The sequence below is a fragment of the Caldiplasma sukawensis genome (genome assembly GCF_052315375.1).
Classification (GTDB): domain Archaea; phylum Thermoplasmatota; class Thermoplasmata; order Thermoplasmatales; family Thermoplasmataceae; genus Cuniculiplasma.
The window spans coordinates 14,554-36,323 of sequence record NZ_JBLSDG010000001.1 but is presented as its reverse complement, the minus strand read 5'-3'; the positions used below and the strand labels follow the sequence as shown (position 1 = coordinate 36,323).

Below are 21,770 nucleotides of genomic sequence, written 5' to 3'. Positions count from 1 at the left end.
ATAATCAAGTAATAAATTTCTCTCCAATAATTTAACTAAACCCTTCATAAAAAAAATTTTTTTTAAAAAGTTCAGGGCCATATATCTTCTTGAAAACTGCTACCATTTAATAGTTTTAATTAAAAGGATAATGTTTTTAATTTTACTAAAATTGAAAGTTTTATTTTAAAGTCAATTTTAATATAAAATAATTTTGTGATAAAATGAAAACCATTTCATTAACTTTAGCGCATCCGCCTTATTTTTCTCATGTATTCTTTGAATTTCAAGGATTCTATTAGACCCATATTCATTCTATCCATAAAATCAATATAATCATTTAATTTGTTTTGTAAAGCGAATGAACTCTTCTCCTGAAATTTTGGCAAAAAATATTTTTCATCAATTCTTTCGTAATTCGAAATGGCATAAAGAAAATAATCATAACACATTTTTGCTTTGTTAAGATTCTTGTTTTCTTCGGCAGCAAAAAAATCCAATAGACTAAGATTTCCCAGAGACTTAATTTTTTTAATTTTTTTAATATTCATTATAATTTTCCTGGTTTCATTATCAAGAACATTCATATCCAAATTTTTATCATCTAAACAACTTTTATTTATCCAAGAATAGATTTTTTCAATCATCTGGTTTGGAATTATATTAAGCCTTATGGCATCCTCAGGAGGTAAAATTCTTCCATATTTTAAACTTTCAACCATTAAGTTTGTTGCATAATCGATTATTAACCTTAATTTTTTTTCAGAATCTATTTTGTTATTTAGTTTCTTAAAAGATTCTATACCCAAGAACTTCTGAAATTTTGAGATATAAGCTTCAACAAAACTCAAATCCTTTTTGGTTTCGCTTAAAATTCCGGCTTCTATTATTAATGATATTATTTCTTCATCTGGAATAATTAAATCACCATATTCTCTTGCAAGCTCCACAATTTCTTTATAGTTTTCATAATTTCTTAACAATTTTATGCAGAGCAGGAAGGCATAACCTTTTATTTCATCAACAACATTATCCTTGATAATCTTCTCAGTTTTCTCAACCGCTTCCCTAATAAATGAGTTGGCACTTAGAATTGAAAAATAAATATCAAGGAATTCTTTGTTTTTCTTCCCCTCTTCAAAAGAATTTTCTAATAAAAGGTAGGATTTTTCTGGCAAATTTTGCCCCAAATAAAATGTTGCGAGGGGGACAGCAATTTCCCAATTTTTAAACTTCATTACATATTCTTCTATGGACTCTCTGAAAAATTTATTTGATATGTTTTCATCCAATATATCAATTAAAAAAGTTTCGAAGTCTTTTTCACTTTTTTTAATTTTTTTTATTATTATTGGTAAATCATCAAATTCTTTGCATTCAACTTTTAATAAAAATTTAAGGTAATCAAGGCCCTTTTTGTTATTTTTAATTAATTCCTCTGCTTTTTTATAATCACCCTGCATGATCAGAGAGTGAACATAACGTTTTACCAAGCTTATTTCCTTTCCCTTTTCAATACACATGTGGTAATAGAGGGTGGATTCGTCCCACATTTTTTTATTAAAATAAAAATCAGCATATTTTGATAGGATGACCTTATCCATTGTTTTTCCATACAACGAATAAATTAAATCTAAATTTTGAAAGTCATTAGCCTTGAAACACTCGTCAATTATATCATCAAGTTCTTCCAACGAGTTTGAATTTTTTATTATTTTTGTTGTGATCTCCTGAAGATTGCCCATTATCAGTCCCTTTGTTATTAAATCTTTTTTAACTTTCAAAATACCAAGATTTTCGAAATCTGATCTCTCAATTATATCTATCAAATCTGAAAGTATATCCCTCTTCTCCTTTATTTTCTCGTAAAAAGATAGAACATCTATATGCTTTAGATCCAAAATTTCTATTAATTTCAAAATTTTTTTTGCATCTACAATTTCGATTCCAAAATTCTTTAATATAAAATTAATAAACTCCACGTGATAAAGATCTGTAATTGCTGATTTTATATATGTCTCCGCTTTTTTAAAGTTCCTACCTTTATAATAAAGAACAGAAGTAAAAAAATTTATAAAAGGATCGTTTTCAATGCCTGAAAATTTTTTTAAAATCTGCTCCATTTTATTATAATTTCCCTCTTTGAATGCCTTAAGACCAACAGGAAAACAAAATTCTGGGAAATCTATGCAATCATTGGATGATATTGCAGATCTCAGTTCATTTATTTTTTCATTTTCTATTGTGTTGGCGTTTGAAAGATAAAAAATCACGGAAAGTGATTCTATTTGATTTAAGCTTTCCACATTAGTATTTAATGTGTTGATTTTTCCGCTTAAAACGAATGAAATGAGGATTTTTACAATATTATTTTTAACCATATCATAAAGAGACATTGAAAGATTGTTGAATCTTATTATGTTTAAAAATCTCAAAATATCCTTATCCTGTGGAATTTCTTTAATTTCATTTAGTATAGAAGAAGCTGCCTCCAAATCTCCATTTTCCAATTTCTCATTTGCCTCTTCATACAATGTTTTTGTTATTTTACTCTCATAAAACTTATCATTTTTTTTACTTTTTAATCCATAAAATTCTACAATACTGTCTAATGATTTTCTAAAATAATTATTTTCCTTGTATTTAAGGAAGTTTTCAGAGAACACTTTGTGGAACTCCTTAGTTTCACCCTTGCCCAATAAAATTTCACATTTACACAATATGCCTTCGGATGAATATTTAAAATCTTCAGAAAAACTGGAAAAAATTTCCTCTGCCTCACTAATCTTATTCATTCTAACTTCAATCTTGCATAAATATGATTTGACCTTCTCAGAAGAATCAATAATTATTTGTTCTTTTTTATCTAATGCAGCTTTAAGATTTCCACTTGATATACATGCATCTAAGAAAGACTCTTTGCACAAATTATGATTGCATTTATATTTTTCATATAGAAGAATAACATCATTAAATAAACCTTTCTTTAATTTTATTTGAATTTCAATTTGATGAAAAAGGTTTGGATTTTTTATTGTATTTTTAATTTCTTCGAATATAATGTAAGCTTCATCTACAAAATTATTATTGATTAGAAAGTTAAAAAAATTCATGTAAGTCTCAATATTTTGAATTTTTTCATTTTTAATATTTCTTAAGAGAATTTTAGCTTCATAGTTATTACCGTTTTCAATCAATGAGGTTACGTAATTAATTAAAAAGGTATCGGAATCCTGAAATGAATAATACATGAATTTATTAAATTCTAATTTAGTTAGTTTGTCTTCACATTTTTGAAAATTTTCTACAATTATGTTCAGGGTAGCCTTATTTGCTACTGTTAAAAAAGATTCCATTATATATTCACTAAATTGGCAATTACACGATAATAAGTATGCAATTTTTTCGTAAACCAAAAACTTTTTGGCTATACTTTCCAATAGTCTTAAACTCTCTTGATTAATTTTAATTGAAGTTTTTTGGCTAAATGATCTCTCTATTTCTTCCTTCTTTCCTCTATTCAAAAGAAACTTCAAGTATGAAGATACCACATTTTTATTGAAAGAGAAAATTGAGAATAATTCATATACGTCTTCAAATCTATACTCCAAATAATTTTCATAAATTTTTTTAAAGACTTGTTCCATAAAAAAATTTATCGTTGGATCATCCTTTATAATATTTAGATTTGTTGACCCATTCAAATTTGTGAAAATTTTTTTTAAATCTGAATTTTTGTCGGATTTTCCCTCAACAAACTCCTCCATTAATTTGTAAAATGAGGCTATCTCCATTTTTCATCTTCCATTAACACAATCAAGATTAATATATCAATCTTTATGATAATATGTAGAGATCAGATTTTCATATGCCCTAGCATTTTCAATGGCCATTTTTTCATATGAAGGATCTCTTTTCCTTAATTTCCCGGGCACTCCTGCAAACATGGAATTGCTTTCAACCTTGGTATTTTCCAGTAATAAAGTTCCTGCACCAATTATTGAGCCGTTACCAATTTCACAACCATTCATTATAATTGCACCCATTCCTATTAAGCAATTATTTCCTATTTTTGAGCCGTGAATTATAGCGTTGTGGCCAATGGAAACGTGGTTCCCTATGATGACAGGATATGAAGGGTCCGTATGAATGGTAACGTTATCTTGAATGTTAGTTCCATCACCTATTGTTACTGGTTCAGTTTCTGCTCTTATTGATGCGAATGGAAAAACTGAGCTATTATTTCCAATTTTTATTTTTCCAATAAGACTTGCCTTTTCAGATATATAACTGTTTTTGCCTACTGAAATATCCATAACAAATCATATGTTGAATGCCATAATATTTTTTTACATAATAAATGAATTGACTCTTCTAAATTTGAACAATTTACATTGACAAAATATTGAAGTTCAATTTTATCATGAAAGTATTTCAATTATTTTTCTTAGCAATTTCCTTTCCTTTTCTGAAATATCCTCCCCAGAAAGCTCATAATTTAACCACTCTAAAAGATCTTCTTTGACTATGAGGCCTTTATCCATTGCATCGGAGATTCTTTTCATTCCTTCATATTCATTGTCTATGACTGCCATTATCTCTGCATAATTCAAATAATTGATAGGATCTTTAGGATTCAGTTTTATTGCCATATTCGCTTGCTTTATGGCTTCCTCATACTCGCCTAATTTTTTTAATGCAAATCCTTTAACATTATGATAATCAGGATATTTTGGATTCAGTTCAATTGCGGCATCAAATTCCTTTATTGCTTCCTCATACCTTCCTGATTTAAATAATGCAATTCCTTTATTATTATGATAATCAGGATATTTTGGATTCAGTTCAATTGCGGCATTGTATTCCTTTATGGCTTCCTCATACCTTCCTAAGCTTTCTAATGCAATTCCTTTATTATTATGATAATCAGGATCTTTTGGATCCAGTTCAATTGCGGCATCAAATTCCTTTATTGCTTCCTCATACCTTCCTGATTTAAATAATGCAATTCCTTTATTATAATGATAATCAGGATCTTTTGGATTCAGTTCAATTGCGGCATTGTATTCCTTTATGGCTTCCTCATACCTTCCTAAGCTTTCTAATGCAATTCCTTTATTATTATGATAATCAGGATCTTTTGGATTCAGTTCAATTGCGGCATCAAATTCCTTTATTGCTTCCTCATACCTTCCTGATTCAAGTAAATCCAATCCCTTGCTAACCTTCATATTTTCTATCTCATTTTCACTCAATATTATCCCCAAACATTTTATTCTAATTTATTTTATAAAGATTTCTAACTCTTCTTTAAAATAAATTCAACATTATTTTTCCTCTCATGCTGTTTTATTTTAAACTTTAAGGTGGGTTAATTGTATCACATATCAAATTCTTTGTCATTGTGTTTTTTTTCAGCATGAGTTAATGATGATATACAAGACCGGTTTCCTGAATCATGTAATTTATTTTTTTTATTATCCAACACATGAGTCTTTGTAGGCTTGAGAAATATATCCACATGATCCATTTTCCGTCAATGGAATGTATGTGCTTACATTTATTCTCCTCAATTCTATTCATCTCTGTTGCACCTCAATATATTAAAGTGAATCTCATAAAAATGTAGGGGATCTAAATGTATGGGATCTTTTTCACATTGATCTTCTCATGGAGAATTTTGGAAACTTTTCCTCAATTGTCATATAATGTAATCTCAGCTTCTTTCTTCTCAAATTTTTCCCTGAATGATAGATCATTCATGAATTTCCCAATGGATTCACCTGAAGAAATGTAATCAATGGATGAATGCTTTTTCCATTCATTGTGATAAGTGAATGCCTTTACAATGGCAATGGAAACATGATGGAAATCCATGGACAAATTTTGTCAGATACAGTATTTCCTGATTGAGTTATGGAAGGACTCATTATGTTTATTATCCTCCGAGGTATGTTTCTCCACTGTTATGAAATTACAAAAATTATCATATATTGCATAGAGCCTGTAGATGTAGCCACAAATATACGGAAATAGGGAAAACTCACCACAAATTGTCACAAAATCACACCACCACACATGGCCTTCTTAATCAAAAGTTTAAATTTTAATAGAGTGTTTTTTATTTAAACCTAATGATGCAATTCTGTCTGATGATTTTTATTAAACATTAAAAATATATCAACCAAAACACGTGATAAACCATACACACTGAAAAATTTACATTGTATTTAATTAAGATATCATAAAATATACCAGAAAAAATGAAAGTTCTAAAAAGAATTATAAATAGGAATTTAATTCACTTAAGACTGTGAATTCATATGGCACGAATGCATACTAGAAAGAAAGGGAAATCTGGATCAAGAAAGTCTTTTTATGATAAGCCCCATAACTGGGTGCAGCAGAGTCCAAAAGAGATTGAAGAGATAGTAGTACAAATGAGGAGAAATGGAATGTCAAAATCCCTGATAGGTATAAAACTCAGGGATCTTTATGGAATTCCTAAAACCAAAGTTGTAATTCATAAAAAAATAGGTACAATCATAGAGGAAAATGGACTTCAGGAGAGCATACCTGAAGACTTAATGAACCTTATAAACAAGTATAAAAGGGCACAGATTCACCTTGAAAAGAATAAAAACGATCTCCATAATGAAAGAAAGGTAAAACTTATAATGTCAAGAATCTTAAGATTATCCCGATATTATAGGGAGAGAGGTTATTTGCCAGAAGGATGGGAACTCAGCAAAGTCCTATGATTGAAAATTTAATTAATGATGAATTTAAACAGGATCTTACTAAGGCCCTTGAATTTTTGGACAGATATGACTATTTTAGAGTTCTCACCCATTATGATGGAGATGGAACAAGTGCTGCGGTAATACTTTCAAATTTACTTTTAAATAAAAAAAAGAAGTTTCATCTTGGTTTTATCAAAGAATTATCAAAGGAACCTTTTATTGAAAGATATAAGGAGGAATGGGATCTACCACTGATATTATGTGATGCGGGTTCAGATCAGGTAAAATTTCTGGAAGAAAATAATGACATATTGGTGTTAGACCATCATTTTTTTGAAAAGGGAAATGAAAAGGAGAATATTATAAATATAAATGCAAGAAATTATAGCATAAATGGAACAACGGAAGCATGTGGAGCGACAATGGCGTATATTTTTTCTCTGTTTGTAGATGAGAAAAAAAATAGCAAAATGTTACCATTTATGATGTCAGGAGCCATAGCAGATAAACAAGATCTTGGAGGTTTTAAGGGATTAAACAAATCGTTAATTGATAACTATGGAATTTATATAAATAGGAAGCATAGGTTAAATCTTGATGATATCCCTCTAAAAGATTCAATTTTATATTCTTCCGAACCTTTCTTTTTAGGGCTTACCGGCGAGAATAAAGGAACCATGGAATTTATTAAAAAATTAAATCTTGATCCAGAAAAAAAGATTTCAGAATTAAGTGAAGATGAATTATCCACTCTTGCAAAGTCACTTTATGTAAAACTTATAGAACAAAAATGTCAATCAGAGGCAATTTCTACAATCGAAATTGATGATTATGTTACTGATACTGGAGTATATGTATATCAGCTTTCAAGAATAATTGATTCTTGTGCTAAACTTGGGGAAAACGGTCTGCCAGTTGAAAAATATTTAGGAAAGTACGAAAACATAAAATTGGATGATGAAATGATACAGATTAAAAAAAGGTATGAAACAAAAATAATAGATTATATAAATAGATCGTACAAAATGATAGATAAATTGAAAAACGTACAATTTTTTTATACTCCTGAGAATGAAATGGCGGGATCAATTTCAGGAATTCTTGCGCTTTATCTTGCAGACCAAAAAAGGCCAATTTTTGGATTTAATGTTGGGGATGAAACAACACTTATATCCTCTCGGGGAAACAGGAGACTTGTGGAAAAAGGACTTAATCTTTCGGCTGTGATGAGAGAGGCAACTCAAAAATTTAATGGAACAGGAGGTGGCCATGACATAGCTGCAGGAGGGTCCATTAAGAGAGGTATGGAAAGACAATTCATTGAATATGTGGATGAGCTCGTGGGTAAACAAATTTTAATTAGAGAAAAGTTTTAAAAATATGAAAACATAATTAATTGAATGCCCAGGTTAGGTGTATATTCAAGGGACTTTAAGTTCTATTATGAGATAATAATAGCCCTTAAAAAATGGAATATACCATTCGTTTCTATAGATCCAAATGATAAGGTCCCAGAAGATGTGCCTGTAATTTTGAGTAGTGAGGATGATGGAATTGAATTTTCTTTTCAGATAAGGGAAAAGGACCCTGAGAAATGTCTTAGATTGTCGTTTCCATATTTTTTTAAAAAAACATATTTTGAACATTTAGTAGTTGGAATAGATCCTGGCCCAAAACCAGGTGTAGCAGTTGTTGCCGATGGAATTGTTACAGAAGCCAGAGAGTGTAATTCAGTAGAGGACACAGGTATAACAGTTAAAAAAATACTTTCTGATTATAGATATAAAGATGCTATTGTAAGGATTGGAAATGGAGATAAACCCAATTTGGAAAAACTACTTTTAATTCTTGATGGAAACAGATTGGAGATTATAAATGAGAGGGGAACAAGCCAGCCACATAAAACCCATGATAATGCCCTATCTGCTGCAAGGATTGCCCAGATTGAAAAATTTCAGATGCAAGGACCCTCTGCAAGAAATAATAGAAGGACTCTTATAGAAGAAGAATTCACTACGATTTATTATTTTTTTAAAAAAACTTTTTATTAATTTTTCTTTCTGGATGCCCATTTTGGTCTTCCACCAGTAACAGTTCTTCTGCGTCCAGCTCCAACTGCTAGTAATACCATGAATACAATAACAACACCCGCAACATAGTATATCCAAGTATAATTTGGAGGATTTCCCACATATAGAGTTGATGAATAACTTAATGAGACTGTGTTTGAAAATATTGTGCCATTTATTAACTTAACAGAGATTTCATTTGTTCCCGGATTAAAGATGCTTTCTGGCAATGTTATTGATACAATCTGAGTTGAGTAAGGAGGTAATGAGGAAATTGTTTTTTCACCCTGTGGAGCTCCATTAACGTAAAACTCTACAGATAAATTATGGTCTGTATCTCCGCCACCATTTTTCAACAGTGCATAAATAGTTACTGGATAGCACACTTCTATTGAAAAATATGCGGTAGAATAAAATGGAGAAGAGCCTTTAAAGGCAACAGCTATGATCCCGCCCTGAATGTATTGTCCCTCAATAATAGGGGCTGAAACATTTAATGAGACATTTGAAGAATGGCTGTTTAAATGGTGCTGGAAATTCATTCCTGTTCCATTATCTGCTGATAGGAACATTGTAACTGTATAATTAGAATAACCAGGTGACATTATTGCATGAACTTGGAATTTTTCTCCCGTATAAACAGAGAATGGATGAAGAACAGAAACTGAAAATTGAGAGTTTGATGAGTATGCAATTTCATCACTTCTGGAATTTACTTTAGATACGCCATGACCATATGATATTCCTGAAACAAATATTGCAGATGCAATGATTATTATAATAAGAACTGTAATTTTAGAATTGTGTTTCATCTATTTCTTCCTCCTGCCCTTAATAGCGATCACTGCAAGACCTCCTATCACGGCCACCATAATTATGATTACCCCGTATAGTAATGTATCAATTGGTGCTCCCGTATAATTTGATATTATGTTATTTCCTCTTGGATATGCTATTACTCCAGGGGCACCAGGAGTCACCAATGTAAGGTTTAAAGTTTTCATGTAAGATGTGTTCTGTATAACTGTTCCCTCCATTGTAAAAACAAGTGAAGAACTGAATACTGATGAATTTGGTATAAGAAGAAGATTAATTGTTACGGACTCCTGGAAATTAAGATTGATTTCTGTTATATTCTTTCCATTCAACTGGGTTAGGATCTTCCATCCGAAATCCTTTGAGATTTTAGATAGATTGAGTATTGAAATATTTATTGTCTCATTTGTGTTTCCTGTGTTTGTTGCCTTAACATAAAAGAGCCCGTTCCCTCCGTTATATATAATGCTTGATTGTGATGTGGACAGAGATACACCATATTGTTTTATAATGTTTACTTTAATATAAACAGTTTGATTTCCTCCACTGTATTTTACATTAATAGGTATAAGGTTCAAACCTGCAGGAACCACACTCATGTCTTCTACGGATACATTAAGATTGATTGATCCGTTGATATCAATCTTGGCAGTGCTAGAAGGTGTGAAACTTATTTTCCAAGTACTGTTTTCTGAACTCAAATTAAAGCTGGTATTCTCATTCAATCTGTTGATCAAAGTTAAATATGTTTTGAAACCTCCATATTCCCTAATGTTGAAAACCTGGCCCTGGGTAACATTTACGTTTCCGAAAACTTCCTTTCTTAGATCTAGCTGTACAGCAACGTATGATCCCACGAATGTTGTTTCTCCAGCAACATATCCATAGGTAGTATTGTAATTGTTAACACTAAAACTACCTGTAATGGATGATACAAATGTATAGTTACTATGAGGTAGCTTTATCTCATTGCCCCCTGACCTAAATCTTCCAAAGAAATTGCTGGAAGTAACGTTCACATAGTTGTTCACAATATTCTTACCTATACTTGTTGTCAATTGAACAAGACCCGAAGGTACTAATGTTAAGTTTTCAAATGAATAATTCAGGAAATATCCAATTGTGAAGGTTCCGGTATATGCATATTGATAATCTATTGAATATGCATAAATTGAGTAGGTTCCATTGTTTATTTCTGTAGAAAATTGACCTGAAGAATCAGTAGTTCCATTCATTACAGGATAACCGTTCTTGAAAATACACAATGAGCTAATGCCTGTTTCATTAAAGTTGTTGACTTTGAATTCAATTGTTGTTCTAAACTGGCTTATTCTTAGAGGCATATAGTAATTTATATTAGATTGCAAGGAATAATTTTCCTCCCCTCTTATCTTGTATTCGCCTGTAGCATTAACATAATTTTCAAAGTAAAGAACCTTATAATTTCCAGATGGAAGTACTATTGAATTGGAAGATGTATTGAATCCAACTCCGCTGTCAGAAATTATTTCATAATCACCATGAGAAAATTCATTGTTGGCCACTGATATATTAAGATAATAGGATTTTTCCAATACAGGCACATAAGACATATTAGCTAAAACATTTAACTTTGTTATTGATGCCCCTGTTATATTATATGCATACACAGTGTAAAATCCTGGACTTATCTCAGTGGTATTTTTTACACTTACACCTGTAGTGTTGTAAATTGAATAATTAACATTTCCGTTAATTGAAAGACTAACTTTGGGGACATAACTTAAGTTTATGAAAATGTGAGATGATGTGTTTATGTAAAGCAGATTATTATATGATAATACGTATTGATTGCCTCCGAACAATTTCATGTAATATGCTCCCTCTGGTGCTGTGAATGTTATGGATCCATTAACTATATCAAAGGATACATTCTCTTTTGAAATTAATCTGATTTTTCCATCCAACCTTTCTACACTCATTGTGGGTATGAAATTAAGTGTTACTTTTCCTGTAGGTATATTTGGATTTAGATATTTTGTGCTTGAAAGTTGTTCATTTGGAGATTCAAATCCTCCTGCTATTGACTTTACATAGTATCCAGAGTAAACTGATGTCTGAGTGATGATATTAGCATATCCGTTTACCACAGGAACTGCAAAATTAATTCCCTCCACTGAATTCACAATTACTATACCGTTGTGATATTCATTTTTAGAAGTTTCAACTGAGCCAAAATTGTTGTTAAAAACTCCTATTACTTTTGATACTGAACTTACATAGCCAAGGTTAACTGTAACATTTTTGTCTAATAATATACTTGTGTATGAACTTGAATAGTTTCCCAGGTAGCTTGTCGACGAATAAATTTCATAGGAGTTTCCATATGTTTCCATCACTGAGTACATTTCAGACCCATTGAATGGTATTAAAATATTAGATGATGAAGATACAATTGAAGTGTAGCCTGTGAAATTCATGAATTTCTGATTATTTGATAATATATTTATAGAGTACATTTTTTCTACACTCAAATTTAATATGGTAGAATGGTTAAACACAAAGGAACTTGATAAACCGTAACCATCATTTGAGTAATAAACAGTGTAATATCCCAATGGAAGTATTGAACTACCAGTTCCATTTTTTATGGTCAAGTTATAATTCTTGTTTATTATTCCATCTTCCAGCAGTCTTACCATTCCATTGTTGAAACCATTTATATTAAGAGTTAGTTTTGCTCCTACAGTTAGATTAAGATCTAAACTGTTATTTGAGCCATATGATGTAATAGTAAGAGTTGTTATATTACTTACAAGATTGCCATATCTGGAATAAACTGTATATGTACCAGGCCTTAAGCCAAGAATGTATTGGCCATCTTTTTCTGTTTTATATTCACCATTATTGATAAATATTGTGGCATTATTAACTGGATTGTTAAATTCAGAAACTGACACTTCAACCTTTGGTATCTTTATTGTTATATTATTTGTAGATAATATTGAAGATACTGTTATGTTTCCAACGTTACTGTATTTTACTCCACTAAGATTAAATGATGCATTGTAAGAACCCAATGGAATTCCGCTAATTGAGAAATTTCCATTTCTTACAATCCCGTAATGTTCTCCTGTAGATGTATTAACGCATATGGTTCCATTTAATGCGTTATCTGTAATTGTTCCATTTTCTGTTGGTATTTTCATTGAAACAGTACCGTTTGAGTAATAATTTTTTAGTGCCAGGTTCTTAACAACGTAAAACTGAGGGAGACCGGTGGTCACATTAATACTTAGATCTTTACGCTCCGCCTGGCTTCTTGATATGTAGATGTTTGTACTGTTCAATTTTATACGTCCTTCCAGATTTGCCTGTTGCAAGTTTCCATATGAAAACACAAGAGTATCATTACCCGGAAGTCCAGTTATGTTATAGTAACCATTTTGATTTGTTAAAACTGTCTGATGAGGAACACCGTATTGATCCAGAATTGTAACTCTAATTCCAGGAACAGGATTTCCATTTTTATCTGTAACCTGTCCCTCAACAATAGCCCCGGGGAAATACCTCAATATTGGATCGTTAACTGTATATATATCAGCAAGGGTTGGGAAAATAACAGCAGTACCATTTTTCTCTTCTTGAAGTTTGTACGCTTCATTTAATGGTTTTAAAACGAAATTGTTTTCATGATTCGTGATGTTGCTGTAAGGATTGTAAGGTATTGCTGCATAACAAACTTCAAAATTGCTCATGTTGTAAGCAGGCTCTATGGGATATTGGTTTGTTCCATAAGTGTACCCAGGAATTCCGTTTGTTTGACCAACTGCACCTGGAGGTAAGCCAACAACTGCACGATATATTGTAGTGTTATAGAATGCCGGCGTGTATGATATTTCATAGGATATGGGAACAACATCCGCAGGAGTGTCGTTTAAAGGAAAAGTACCGTTTGCAGTAACTGCGAAAACATTATAATAATCATAAGGAACAACAGCACCATCAGAGGCCGTATAACTTGGCTGATCTGTTAAGTACGCTGGAGCGTAAAATATTCCAGTATCCAATCCAGAGACTGGTAAAAGATTGTGGTCTACCCCGATATATTGTATACTGTATCCGGTTACCTCCTGAAGAGCCTGATAGAAATTTATAAGTTTGTTCAGACTCATCTTAGATGCAAACTGACCTTTTAAAAGTGCAAAATAAGCATTTTGAGCTGAAATTCCTGGTATAAATTTGCCATATACAGATGAGTTATCCAATATCCATGATCTGTATGAAAGCGGGTTTGAGTATATCTGATTTACCAGATTCAGTTCAGAACTATTCATATATTGTAACATAACTGAAGCAACAGAACCTGGCAATAACCCATTATTCTCCTCATATTCCGCCTGAAGTAACCTTGCTGAAAACAGAGCTATTATCTGACTTTCATTTGTTGACAGCAATACCTGTCCTGCTACCTGATATGCCTGCTGAAAATCATCAGCAACGGTGGGGTGCTTTCCCTGACATAACTCCTCAAATCCATAATCCCACCAACTTACATATGCTGGTTTTTCGTTAATAGGTATTCCTGATTGCTGTGTAGATAGCCAGGAAAATGACATTGCAATTGGACTTGAAGAATTCACCACAAGTGATCCGGTTTCTCCGAAATATGTGTCGTTGTTTGGATTAAAGGAGCCGTTCTGGGCAAAAGAAGGTAGTGAATTGTACACCTGCCTATTGTAGTGTGCTGCGGAATTTGCAGGAACAGCAGCAGATACATCGCTTAATCCTGATGGTATTAACAAAGCTCCAACCAACAATAACACAAATACTATCTGTAGCCACCTTATATTTCCCTTTAATCCGGCCTGTCTGCGATAAAGTTTTTTAACACCAGATGCCGCCGCTGTATCGTCCATTTTTACGATTCTGGCAATATAGACTATTAAAGCACCACCAAGTATTGCATAAGCAGGAGCCGCTGTAATATTAAATCTTGCCGCTGCAAAACTCATATATATTGATACCAATGAAAAGACAAGCAGAAATAGTAAACCATCATCCTTCTTTCTGAAGAACTCATAAACAACAAGAACTATGCCTCCAACACCTAATAAGAATTGTGCTACACCAAATCCTGCAATATACTCACCAAGAGGTGGAGCCTGCGCTTCAGCAATAGTTGAGTATACCCTTGTTTTTATGAAATATCCTTCTCCGCTAATTATTTCAAAGAAAATGTGATGAGCAAAAACATCTAAAAATGAAAGACTTACAATTGTTACTATTGCTATTACAGGTACAGATATTATCCAAGGCTTTCTACCTATAATGCTCAATAATGCGGATACAAAAATCAGTCCAAGTCCAATTATAAGAGGAGGTATGTACCATATACTTGGTGCATTATCTGCCGCATAATAGTAATAACCTCCCATTGCAAATGCTAGAAAAACAAAAATTGTTGATATGTAAAGAAGGTGAGCGTTGCTCTTTGAAAGGAATAGATTTGCAACAAGTTGTACCACAACGTAAATTGTTATGATTGCCAGAATATACGCATGACCCTGCCAGGAGAGCATTAGGGCCCCATAAGATGCTCCGGCAAGAAGGGCATAATATGTAGTTCTTTTATTCCTTCTATAGAATTTTAAAAGAGAACTTTTATAACCTCTTAGATTAAAAATTGATCCTTCAATGACTCTGTCTTTTTTAGCAAACCGTACAGCTCTTTCAAAGAAATAAATAGCAAAAAATGCGAATATCAGTTCAGGAGTGTGCATCCTCCCATCCGTTAAAATTCCGGAGGTTAGATTGCTTGGCATTAAGGTATAAAGGATAGCTCCTATCATACCACCTTTTTTACCAATTATATCTTTACCCAGCAAATAAACAGGAATAATTAAGAGTGCACCAAAAACGGCATCGAATTCATTAAACGCATAATATGCTGCTTTAAGAGCACCGCCAAATAGGGGTGCTGTGATCTCAGCAACAAATGCCAGCATCCAGTGGAAGAATGGATTCCTGGGATTGTGAGATCCTATTGGATAGTTGATATTTGTTGTGTATAAAAGAGTTGAGTGATGAGTTATTATATATTGTAAAAATATATAATTAAAATAAGGATCACTACCTCCTGAAAAATTTGGTGCCCCGTCTATAAATGCCTGGCCCCAAATATAGAAATTTGACAGGAACAGGTAGATGGAGATCAGGATGAACAAGCCAACCAGCTCCCAGTTCTTAACAAACCAAAATCTGGCTTTTCTCAATGTAGTTTCGAAATTACTTTCCATCTGCATTTACCAATCCGCCTAATGAAATTTACCTATAATAATGTTATACGTTTAAGTTGAAAAACTGAAAAAGGATATATTATTACATTAAATAATGTAAGGTGGAGTTATTTAATGAGTTTAATGGAAAGACAATTCTCATAACTGGAGGAGATTCAGGACTTGGATTAGAAACTGCAAAACTTTTTGGTTCCTTTGGTTCAAAAATACATATAACAGGAAGGAACGTTGAAAAGTTAAAAAGCGCTAAGAAATTAATTGAGGATTCTGGAGCAGAATGCTTCATCTGGTCTCACGATATAAGAGATTTTGAAACCGTTCAAAAGCACATAAAGGAAATGTTCCAGATTTCTTATTTAGATTATTTGTTAAACAATGCAGCTGGTAATTTCATCTCGAGAACAGAAGATCTGTCAATAAATGCATTCAATGCCGTAATAGGAATAGTATTGAATGGTGCAATAAATGTAACTCTGGAAATTGGGAAAAGATGGATAATGGATGGCAAGAGGGGGAGTATAGTAAATGTTCTTGCCACATATTATGATACTGGTTCAGGGTATGTTGTTCCTTCAGCTGTTGCAAAGTCGGGACTTGGAACATTTACCAAAAGTCTTGCAGGGGAATGGGGTTTTAAAGGCATAAGGATAAACGGTATAGCACCAGGACCCTTCCGAACAGAGGGAGCTTGGAAAAACTTAATTCCTTCAGAAAAGTTTGAAAAAAGATTAATAGAGAGAAATCCGTCCGGACGCCTTTCTTCGCCAAGAGAAATATCAATGCTCATTGCATTTTTATTTTCAGAGATGGCCTCATACGTAAATGGTGCAATATTAAGGGCTGATGGGGGAGAGACCCCTTTTATCAGCGGTGAATTCAATGAACTTAAAGAAATAACAGATGAAGAATGGAAAAAATTGAAGGAGATGAGAAATAGATGACAACTGTAAGTATTAGAGGGTGGGAAGCAAATATAAAATTCTCTTCAGCACATTTTATCCCAGGGCATAATAAATGTAAAAGATTGCACGGACACGACTACGCAGTAGATATTACAATTTCTGGAGAAATTTCCAATGGTATGGTGTATGACTTTGTTGAATTAAAGAGAATATTAAGGGAAATTGTTGAATATTATGATCATAAACTTATTCTTCCCAAAAGATCCAGGGACATGAAATTTTATCAATTTGAGGAGAGCGTAAAGATAAACTACGAAGAGGGAGAGATTATCTTACCATTAAAATTTGTTGCATGGAGTGATGTTGAGCACACCTCAAGCGAAGAAATGATAGAGGAAATTCTGCAGAAAACCTTACAGAATATTGATAAGAAAGGAATTGAAAAACTTTCAATGTCGTTGTGGGAGGGCCCTGGACAATATTCATCTGTGGAGAAAATACTATGAACACTCTAATTGTGTTTTCTGGAGGACTTGACTCATCCACGTTGCTCTCATATTCAATTAAAAGAGGTGACAGGGTTTTCCTCCTAAGTTTTAATTATGGACAGAGGCACAGAAAAGAAATGATTTCATCTGAGACCATAGCAAAATTTTACGGTGTTAAAAGGGATGTTTTCAACATTGATTTGAGAAAGATAGGAAATAGTTCATTAACATCAGAGATAGATGTAGAGGAGGGGAAAACAGAAAGAACTGAGATACCAAACACATATGTACCTTCAAGGAACATAATTTTTTTGGCTATTGCATCTGCCTATGCGGAATTGACAGGTTCAAATAACATAATGATAGGCGTGAATTCAGTTGATTTTTCAGGTTATCCTGATTGTAGGCCAGATTTCATATCTGCAATGGAAAATGCATTGAGAATTGGTACAAGATTGGGACAGAATAATAAATTAACAATAGAGGCCCCTCTTCAATATTTAACTAAGGCAAAAATCATTGAAATGGGAGTGTCGTTAAAAACACCCTACAATCTAACTTGGTCATGTTACAATGGTGGAGATAAGGCCTGTGGTAAGTGTGATTCTTGTCTTTTAAGACTTAAAGGTTTCCTTGAAGCAGGATATGATGATCCCATTGAATATGAAAAATACCCTGACTTCTATATGAATGAAAAAAAGAATCTTAAAAAATTAACTTATTTGGAAAGGAATTGATCTACCTTTCCTGCATTGTTTTTAACAGATTCAACGGTTTTGTTCCAAAGAGCTTTTTCTTCTTCAGTGAATTCCAGATCATAAATGTGTTCAACGCCATCCTTTCCAATTTTTATTGGTAAACCTATGAACAGCCCCTTTGCACCATAGTGAGCGGCCTTTTTCTCATCCACATAGGCTGCGCATGGAATCACCCGCTTCTTATCTTTTATAATTGATTCCACCATTGCAGTTATTGAAATTCCAGGTGCGTAATATGCACTTCCTGTTTTAAGATAGTCAACTATCTCCCCTCCTCCGAATCTTGTTCTTTTCACTATCTGATCTATTTTCTCCTTGCTTAATAGACTGCTGATTGGTATCCCCGATACAGATGAATACCTGATAAAGGGAACCATGTCATCTCCATGACCTCCTATTACAAAGGCATTCACATCCTCAACGGAAACTCCCAGTTCCATAGCGAGAAATGTTCTGAATCTTGAACTATCCAAAGATCCGCCCAGACCCATTATCTTTTTTGGGTCTGTTCCAGTAACTTTGTAAAATGCATATGCCATTGTATCTGCGGGATTTGAAACCATTACTATTTTTGATTCTGGTGAATATTTTTTAACATTCTGTGCCACTTCCTTTATAATCATTACATTCTTTTCCAGAAGATCATCTCTGCTCATTCCAGGTTTTCTTGCAAGTCCTGCGGTTATAACAATAACTTCTGAACCTTTAAGATTTTCATATTTTGATGGAACCGTTGTTGTAAACCCCTGAACGTGGACATCTGAACCCCAGTGTGGAGTTCCCTCCAATATGTCAAGTCCAATCCCCTCTGGCTTTCCATCTATAACATCGAATAGATATATGTCTCCAAGTTCTTTCAGTGCCAGAAACTGAGCAACTGTGGCTCCCACATTTCCTGAACCTATAACTGATATTTTAGGTCTCATGGTACCTAATTTCATCTTTGATTATATTTTTAATCTACAAATTTATTTTTTTAAATATTAAGCAATCTTTTGCAATATCTCATTGAGATTTTTAGTTTTTCTGGATAATTTTGCATACTTCCCACACTTATCCATTCATTTTTTTTAATTATTTTATATGTATAGTTTATACCATTTTTTATTCCGCTATCCATCACCTCTGTCCATTCAGTTTTACTATCAAAATAATTGAAAATTTCATGACTGCTTAAGTATACGGCCGCAAGTCCATAACTGGACATTGGAATGGCTGGTTTTTCCTTCATTTCCAGAACTAATCTGTTTGCAGAATTTATTTTTACATTTCCATATTTTTTGGGGTTTTTTGTTCTGAATATGAATACCAGATTTGTATCTATATTTGACATCTCTCTGTATTTATCCCTATCAAACATTATGCCGTCTCCAGCATTCAGTATGAACATAGAGCCTGAAACGAATTCTTCTGCCAATTTTACAGCATCAGCAAAACCTTTTTTTTCCAGCTGAAAAATCAGCTCTGCCTCCGGGTGCTCCCTTCTTATGTATGAAAGAAACACATCATCATTTGGATCTGTGATAATGCAGTATTTTTCTATGCCTGAATATCTTAATCTGTCTATTACCATTGATATAACAGGCCTCATTTTTATTTTTTCCTCAACAATATCATAAAGTGGTAGCATTTCCTTTCTTAATTTTCCATCCAGACCTGATCTGCTACCAAGCCCTGCAGCAGTTATGACACCCTTCAATTGAAATCACCTTTTAAGTAATCGATAACCATGAATATGATGTAAAGTCCAGGAAAAATATAGAAACCTAATACCATCCCTAGTATGGCAGGTAGAATTTCAAATTCTGAACTTACATTTAATAAGGCCATTATATGAGACTGATTTAATGATATTGCAAATGAAACTATTGCAAGAACGCCCCCTATTCCTACCAATAGTCTTTTTTTTATTTTTAATATCAAGATAGAGAATAATAAAATAATAAAAATGGCTATTATTGTTAATAATGAAAGTATAAGAGGAACTTTTTTAAAAATATAAAGATCAAAACCTCCTATGGATAAGCATATGGCTGAAAGAATCATAAGAATTCCATATTTTTCAATTCTCACATACAGTAATTTAAAATTAACTTAAACATTTTATGAAAAATAATATATTTCATGGAGATTACATTACAGGATAATTATGTTAAATGGTGCTGTAGAAAAAATGATCGCTGGCAAATGGATAGCAGGTCCCACGGAAGAGGATGCCATAGAGAGAGGGGAGAGATTCAAAAAACTTGGAATTGGTGCAATTTTAAACTACCTGGGCGAAGCTTTCACTGACCAGTCAGATATAGATGATGCAGTAAACAGTTATCTAAAGATCATAGACAAAATAGAGAATGGTGATGACAAAATGCAGATTTCAGTTAAACCTACACAAATTGGTCTTGCTTTAAACAAAGAAATTACACTGAAAAATCTTTTGAAAATAATAGAAAAGGCCAAAGAAAAAAACATATTTGTATGGATTGACATGGAGGAATCCAATTACGTTGACAGTACAATTGAGATTTATCTAGAAGCTCTAAAGTCTTACAAAGAAACTGGATTATGCATGCAAGCATATCTGAAAAGAACCTACGATGATGTCGTGAAAGTTTCTTCCAACGGAGGAGTTATAAGACTTGTCAAGGGTGCGTATACGGAGAGCGAGGAAATAGCTTTTAAGAACAAAGATGAAATAAATAAAAATTACATAAAAATATTGGAGCTGTTATTTGAAAAATCAGAGAGATTCATGGTTGCGAGCCACGATGAGTTAATGATTGAAAAGGCAAGAGAATTAAGTAAGAAAACAGGCAAAAAAATATGGTTTGGTATGCTTAATGGAATAAGAAATGAGTATCTGATAAAATTAAAAGATGAAGGAGAAACAACATTCTCATACATACCCTATGGAAGAAGATGGATTCAATATTCGTACAGAAGAATGCAAGAAGCAGGCCACATTAGCCTTATAATGAAATCACTGCTTCATAGCAAGAAGATTTAGTCAATTGACTAACCAATATTCGTCAAATTTTTATATGATTTCCTTTTTTACTTTTTAATGGATATAGAAGAGAAAATTGCAGGTGAAATTGTTCTTTCGGATTTTCCTGGAGAAACTCTTAGGAAGTGGAGACTTGAATTCGGAATTTCCCCTGCAGATCTGAGCAAAAAAATGGCAGTTCCCTTATCTATGATACTTGATTATGAGAAGGAGAGAAGAAAATCCCCCGGCATTAAAACCATAAGAAAGTTTGTAAAGGCAATGGTGAGCATTGACATGGAAAAGGGAGGAATTATAACAAGGAGATATAGTTCGGGAATGCCCTATGAGGCACTTCTTGATATAAAGGATTATGACAGGGATATAGGTTTAAAAACCATAATAAACAGAGTGAGAGGTGTTGTGGTATCTAAGGCTGACGTCAACAGATACATAAGAGGATATACCATCGTTGACGGAATAAAGGCCATTCTCACATTCTCCTACTCAGAGTATAGCTTACTTTATGGGTGGTCAAGCCAGAGGGTTATATTTTTCACTGAGGTTAAAATGGGAAGGAGCCCCATGATAGCCATAAGAGTGCATCCCTTGAAGCCCGCTGCAGTGGTCTACGTACAGGCAGATAAGACAGATGAGCTTGCAATACGCATATCAGAAATTGAAAACATTCCTCTCATAACAACTGATATGGATGTTCAAACAATTGTGAAGAATCTTTCCACAATTAAATGAT

General features: G+C 32.8%; 18 protein-coding genes. 8 read left to right on the top strand and 10 right to left on the bottom strand.

Annotated elements, in window-relative coordinates:
- Positions 1 to 224 precede the first annotated feature (224 nt).
- From ACNF4Z_RS00175 to ACNF4Z_RS00155, 5 genes are all read right to left on the bottom strand, one after another.
- Positions 225 to 3,773: a hypothetical protein gene (locus ACNF4Z_RS00175; RefSeq protein ID WP_458327218.1), complete on the bottom strand. Its 3,549-nt coding sequence runs from the start codon at positions 3,771 to 3,773 to the stop codon at positions 225 to 227.
- A gap of 36 nt (positions 3,774 to 3,809) precedes the next feature.
- Positions 3,810 to 4,295 (bottom strand): gamma carbonic anhydrase family protein, encoded by a 486-nt coding sequence (locus ACNF4Z_RS00170; RefSeq protein ID WP_458327217.1) that lies wholly within the window; start codon positions 4,293 to 4,295, stop codon positions 3,810 to 3,812.
- A 105-nt stretch (positions 4,296 to 4,400) separates the two neighbouring features.
- Positions 4,401 to 5,234, bottom strand: coding sequence for a tetratricopeptide repeat protein (locus tag ACNF4Z_RS00165; RefSeq protein ID WP_458327216.1), 834 nt, complete (start codon positions 5,232 to 5,234; stop codon positions 4,401 to 4,403).
- 169 nt (positions 5,235 to 5,403) lie between these two features.
- Positions 5,404 to 5,562, bottom strand: a complete 159-nt coding sequence (locus tag ACNF4Z_RS00160) for a hypothetical protein (RefSeq protein ID WP_458327215.1) — start codon at positions 5,560 to 5,562, stop codon at positions 5,404 to 5,406.
- A 111-nt stretch (positions 5,563 to 5,673) separates the two neighbouring features.
- Positions 5,674 to 5,856 carry a hypothetical protein gene (locus ACNF4Z_RS00155; RefSeq protein ID WP_458327214.1) on the bottom strand — a complete coding sequence of 61 codons (183 nt, stop codon included), beginning with the start codon at positions 5,854 to 5,856 and terminating at the stop codon, positions 5,674 to 5,676.
- Positions 5,857 to 6,311: 455 nt separating this feature from the next.
- On the opposite strand from ACNF4Z_RS00155, the gene ACNF4Z_RS00150 reads away from it, so the two are divergent.
- From ACNF4Z_RS00150 to ACNF4Z_RS00140, 3 genes are read left to right on the top strand one after another with little or no spacing between them, the layout of a single operon-like run.
- Entirely contained in the window at positions 6,312 to 6,740 is a 429-nt protein-coding gene (locus ACNF4Z_RS00150) for a 30S ribosomal protein S15 (RefSeq protein WP_458327213.1), read from the top strand.
- Complete coding sequence (locus tag ACNF4Z_RS00145) at positions 6,716 to 8,098, top strand: DHH family phosphoesterase (RefSeq protein ID WP_458327212.1); 1,383 nt, start codon at positions 6,716 to 6,718, stop codon at positions 8,096 to 8,098. Before ACNF4Z_RS00150 ends, ACNF4Z_RS00145 begins: the two co-directional genes overlap by 25 nt.
- Positions 8,099 to 8,122: 24 nt before the next feature.
- The gene (locus ACNF4Z_RS00140; protein WP_458327211.1) at positions 8,123 to 8,773 is read left to right on the top strand and encodes a hypothetical protein; all 651 of its coding nucleotides are present in this window, start codon (positions 8,123 to 8,125) and stop codon (positions 8,771 to 8,773) included.
- Here ACNF4Z_RS00140 and ACNF4Z_RS00135 read toward each other — a convergent pair.
- Together ACNF4Z_RS00135 and ACNF4Z_RS00130 are read right to left on the bottom strand one after the other, a co-directional pair.
- Positions 8,770 to 9,603 (bottom strand): CARDB domain-containing protein, encoded by an 834-nt coding sequence (locus ACNF4Z_RS00135; protein WP_458327210.1) that lies wholly within the window; start codon positions 9,601 to 9,603, stop codon positions 8,770 to 8,772. The two genes, ACNF4Z_RS00140 and ACNF4Z_RS00135, sit on opposite strands and share 4 nt — an antisense overlap.
- Positions 9,604 to 15,885 carry a carboxypeptidase regulatory-like domain-containing protein gene (locus tag ACNF4Z_RS00130; protein ID WP_458327209.1) on the bottom strand — a complete coding sequence of 2,094 codons (6,282 nt, stop codon included), beginning with the start codon at positions 15,883 to 15,885 and terminating at the stop codon, positions 9,604 to 9,606.
- A 101-nt stretch (positions 15,886 to 15,986) separates the two neighbouring features.
- On the opposite strand from ACNF4Z_RS00130, the gene ACNF4Z_RS00125 reads away from it, so the two are divergent.
- The 3 genes from ACNF4Z_RS00125 to queC are packed head-to-tail and all read left to right on the top strand — an operon-like array spanning position 15,987 to position 18,012.
- Positions 15,987 to 16,826, top strand: coding sequence for an SDR family oxidoreductase (locus ACNF4Z_RS00125; RefSeq protein WP_458327208.1), 840 nt, complete (start codon positions 15,987 to 15,989; stop codon positions 16,824 to 16,826).
- Positions 16,823 to 17,293: a 6-pyruvoyl trahydropterin synthase family protein gene (locus ACNF4Z_RS00120; protein ID WP_458327207.1), complete on the top strand. Its 471-nt coding sequence runs from the start codon at positions 16,823 to 16,825 to the stop codon at positions 17,291 to 17,293. The genes ACNF4Z_RS00125 and ACNF4Z_RS00120 overlap by 4 nt, the downstream gene beginning before the upstream one ends.
- Positions 17,290 to 18,012: a 7-cyano-7-deazaguanine synthase QueC gene (gene queC / locus ACNF4Z_RS00115; protein ID WP_458327206.1), complete on the top strand. Its 723-nt coding sequence runs from the start codon at positions 17,290 to 17,292 to the stop codon at positions 18,010 to 18,012. The genes ACNF4Z_RS00120 and queC overlap by 4 nt, the downstream gene beginning before the upstream one ends.
- Here the strand turns inward: queC and mdh are convergent.
- From mdh to ACNF4Z_RS00100, 3 genes are read right to left on the bottom strand one after another with little or no spacing between them, the layout of a single operon-like run.
- Positions 17,994 to 18,959, bottom strand: coding sequence for a malate dehydrogenase (gene mdh / locus ACNF4Z_RS00110; protein WP_458327205.1), 966 nt, complete (start codon positions 18,957 to 18,959; stop codon positions 17,994 to 17,996). The genes queC and mdh overlap by 19 nt on opposite strands.
- A 50-nt stretch (positions 18,960 to 19,009) precedes the next feature.
- Positions 19,010 to 19,732 carry a sugar phosphate nucleotidyltransferase gene (locus ACNF4Z_RS00105; protein WP_458327204.1) on the bottom strand — a complete coding sequence of 241 codons (723 nt, stop codon included), beginning with the start codon at positions 19,730 to 19,732 and terminating at the stop codon, positions 19,010 to 19,012.
- Positions 19,729 to 20,106 (bottom strand): hypothetical protein, encoded by a 378-nt coding sequence (locus ACNF4Z_RS00100; RefSeq protein WP_458327203.1) that lies wholly within the window; start codon positions 20,104 to 20,106, stop codon positions 19,729 to 19,731. Before ACNF4Z_RS00100 ends, ACNF4Z_RS00105 begins: the two co-directional genes overlap by 4 nt.
- A 100-nt stretch (positions 20,107 to 20,206) precedes the next feature.
- Between ACNF4Z_RS00100 and ACNF4Z_RS00095 the strand changes: the two genes are divergently transcribed.
- Both ACNF4Z_RS00095 and ACNF4Z_RS00090 read left to right on the top strand, forming a co-directional pair.
- Positions 20,207 to 21,037: a proline dehydrogenase family protein gene (locus tag ACNF4Z_RS00095; RefSeq protein ID WP_458327202.1), complete on the top strand. Its 831-nt coding sequence runs from the start codon at positions 20,207 to 20,209 to the stop codon at positions 21,035 to 21,037.
- A gap of 57 nt (positions 21,038 to 21,094) precedes the next feature.
- Complete coding sequence (locus tag ACNF4Z_RS00090) at positions 21,095 to 21,769, top strand: transcriptional regulator (RefSeq protein ID WP_458327201.1); 675 nt, start codon at positions 21,095 to 21,097, stop codon at positions 21,767 to 21,769.
- Position 21,770: the final 1 nt, after the last annotated feature.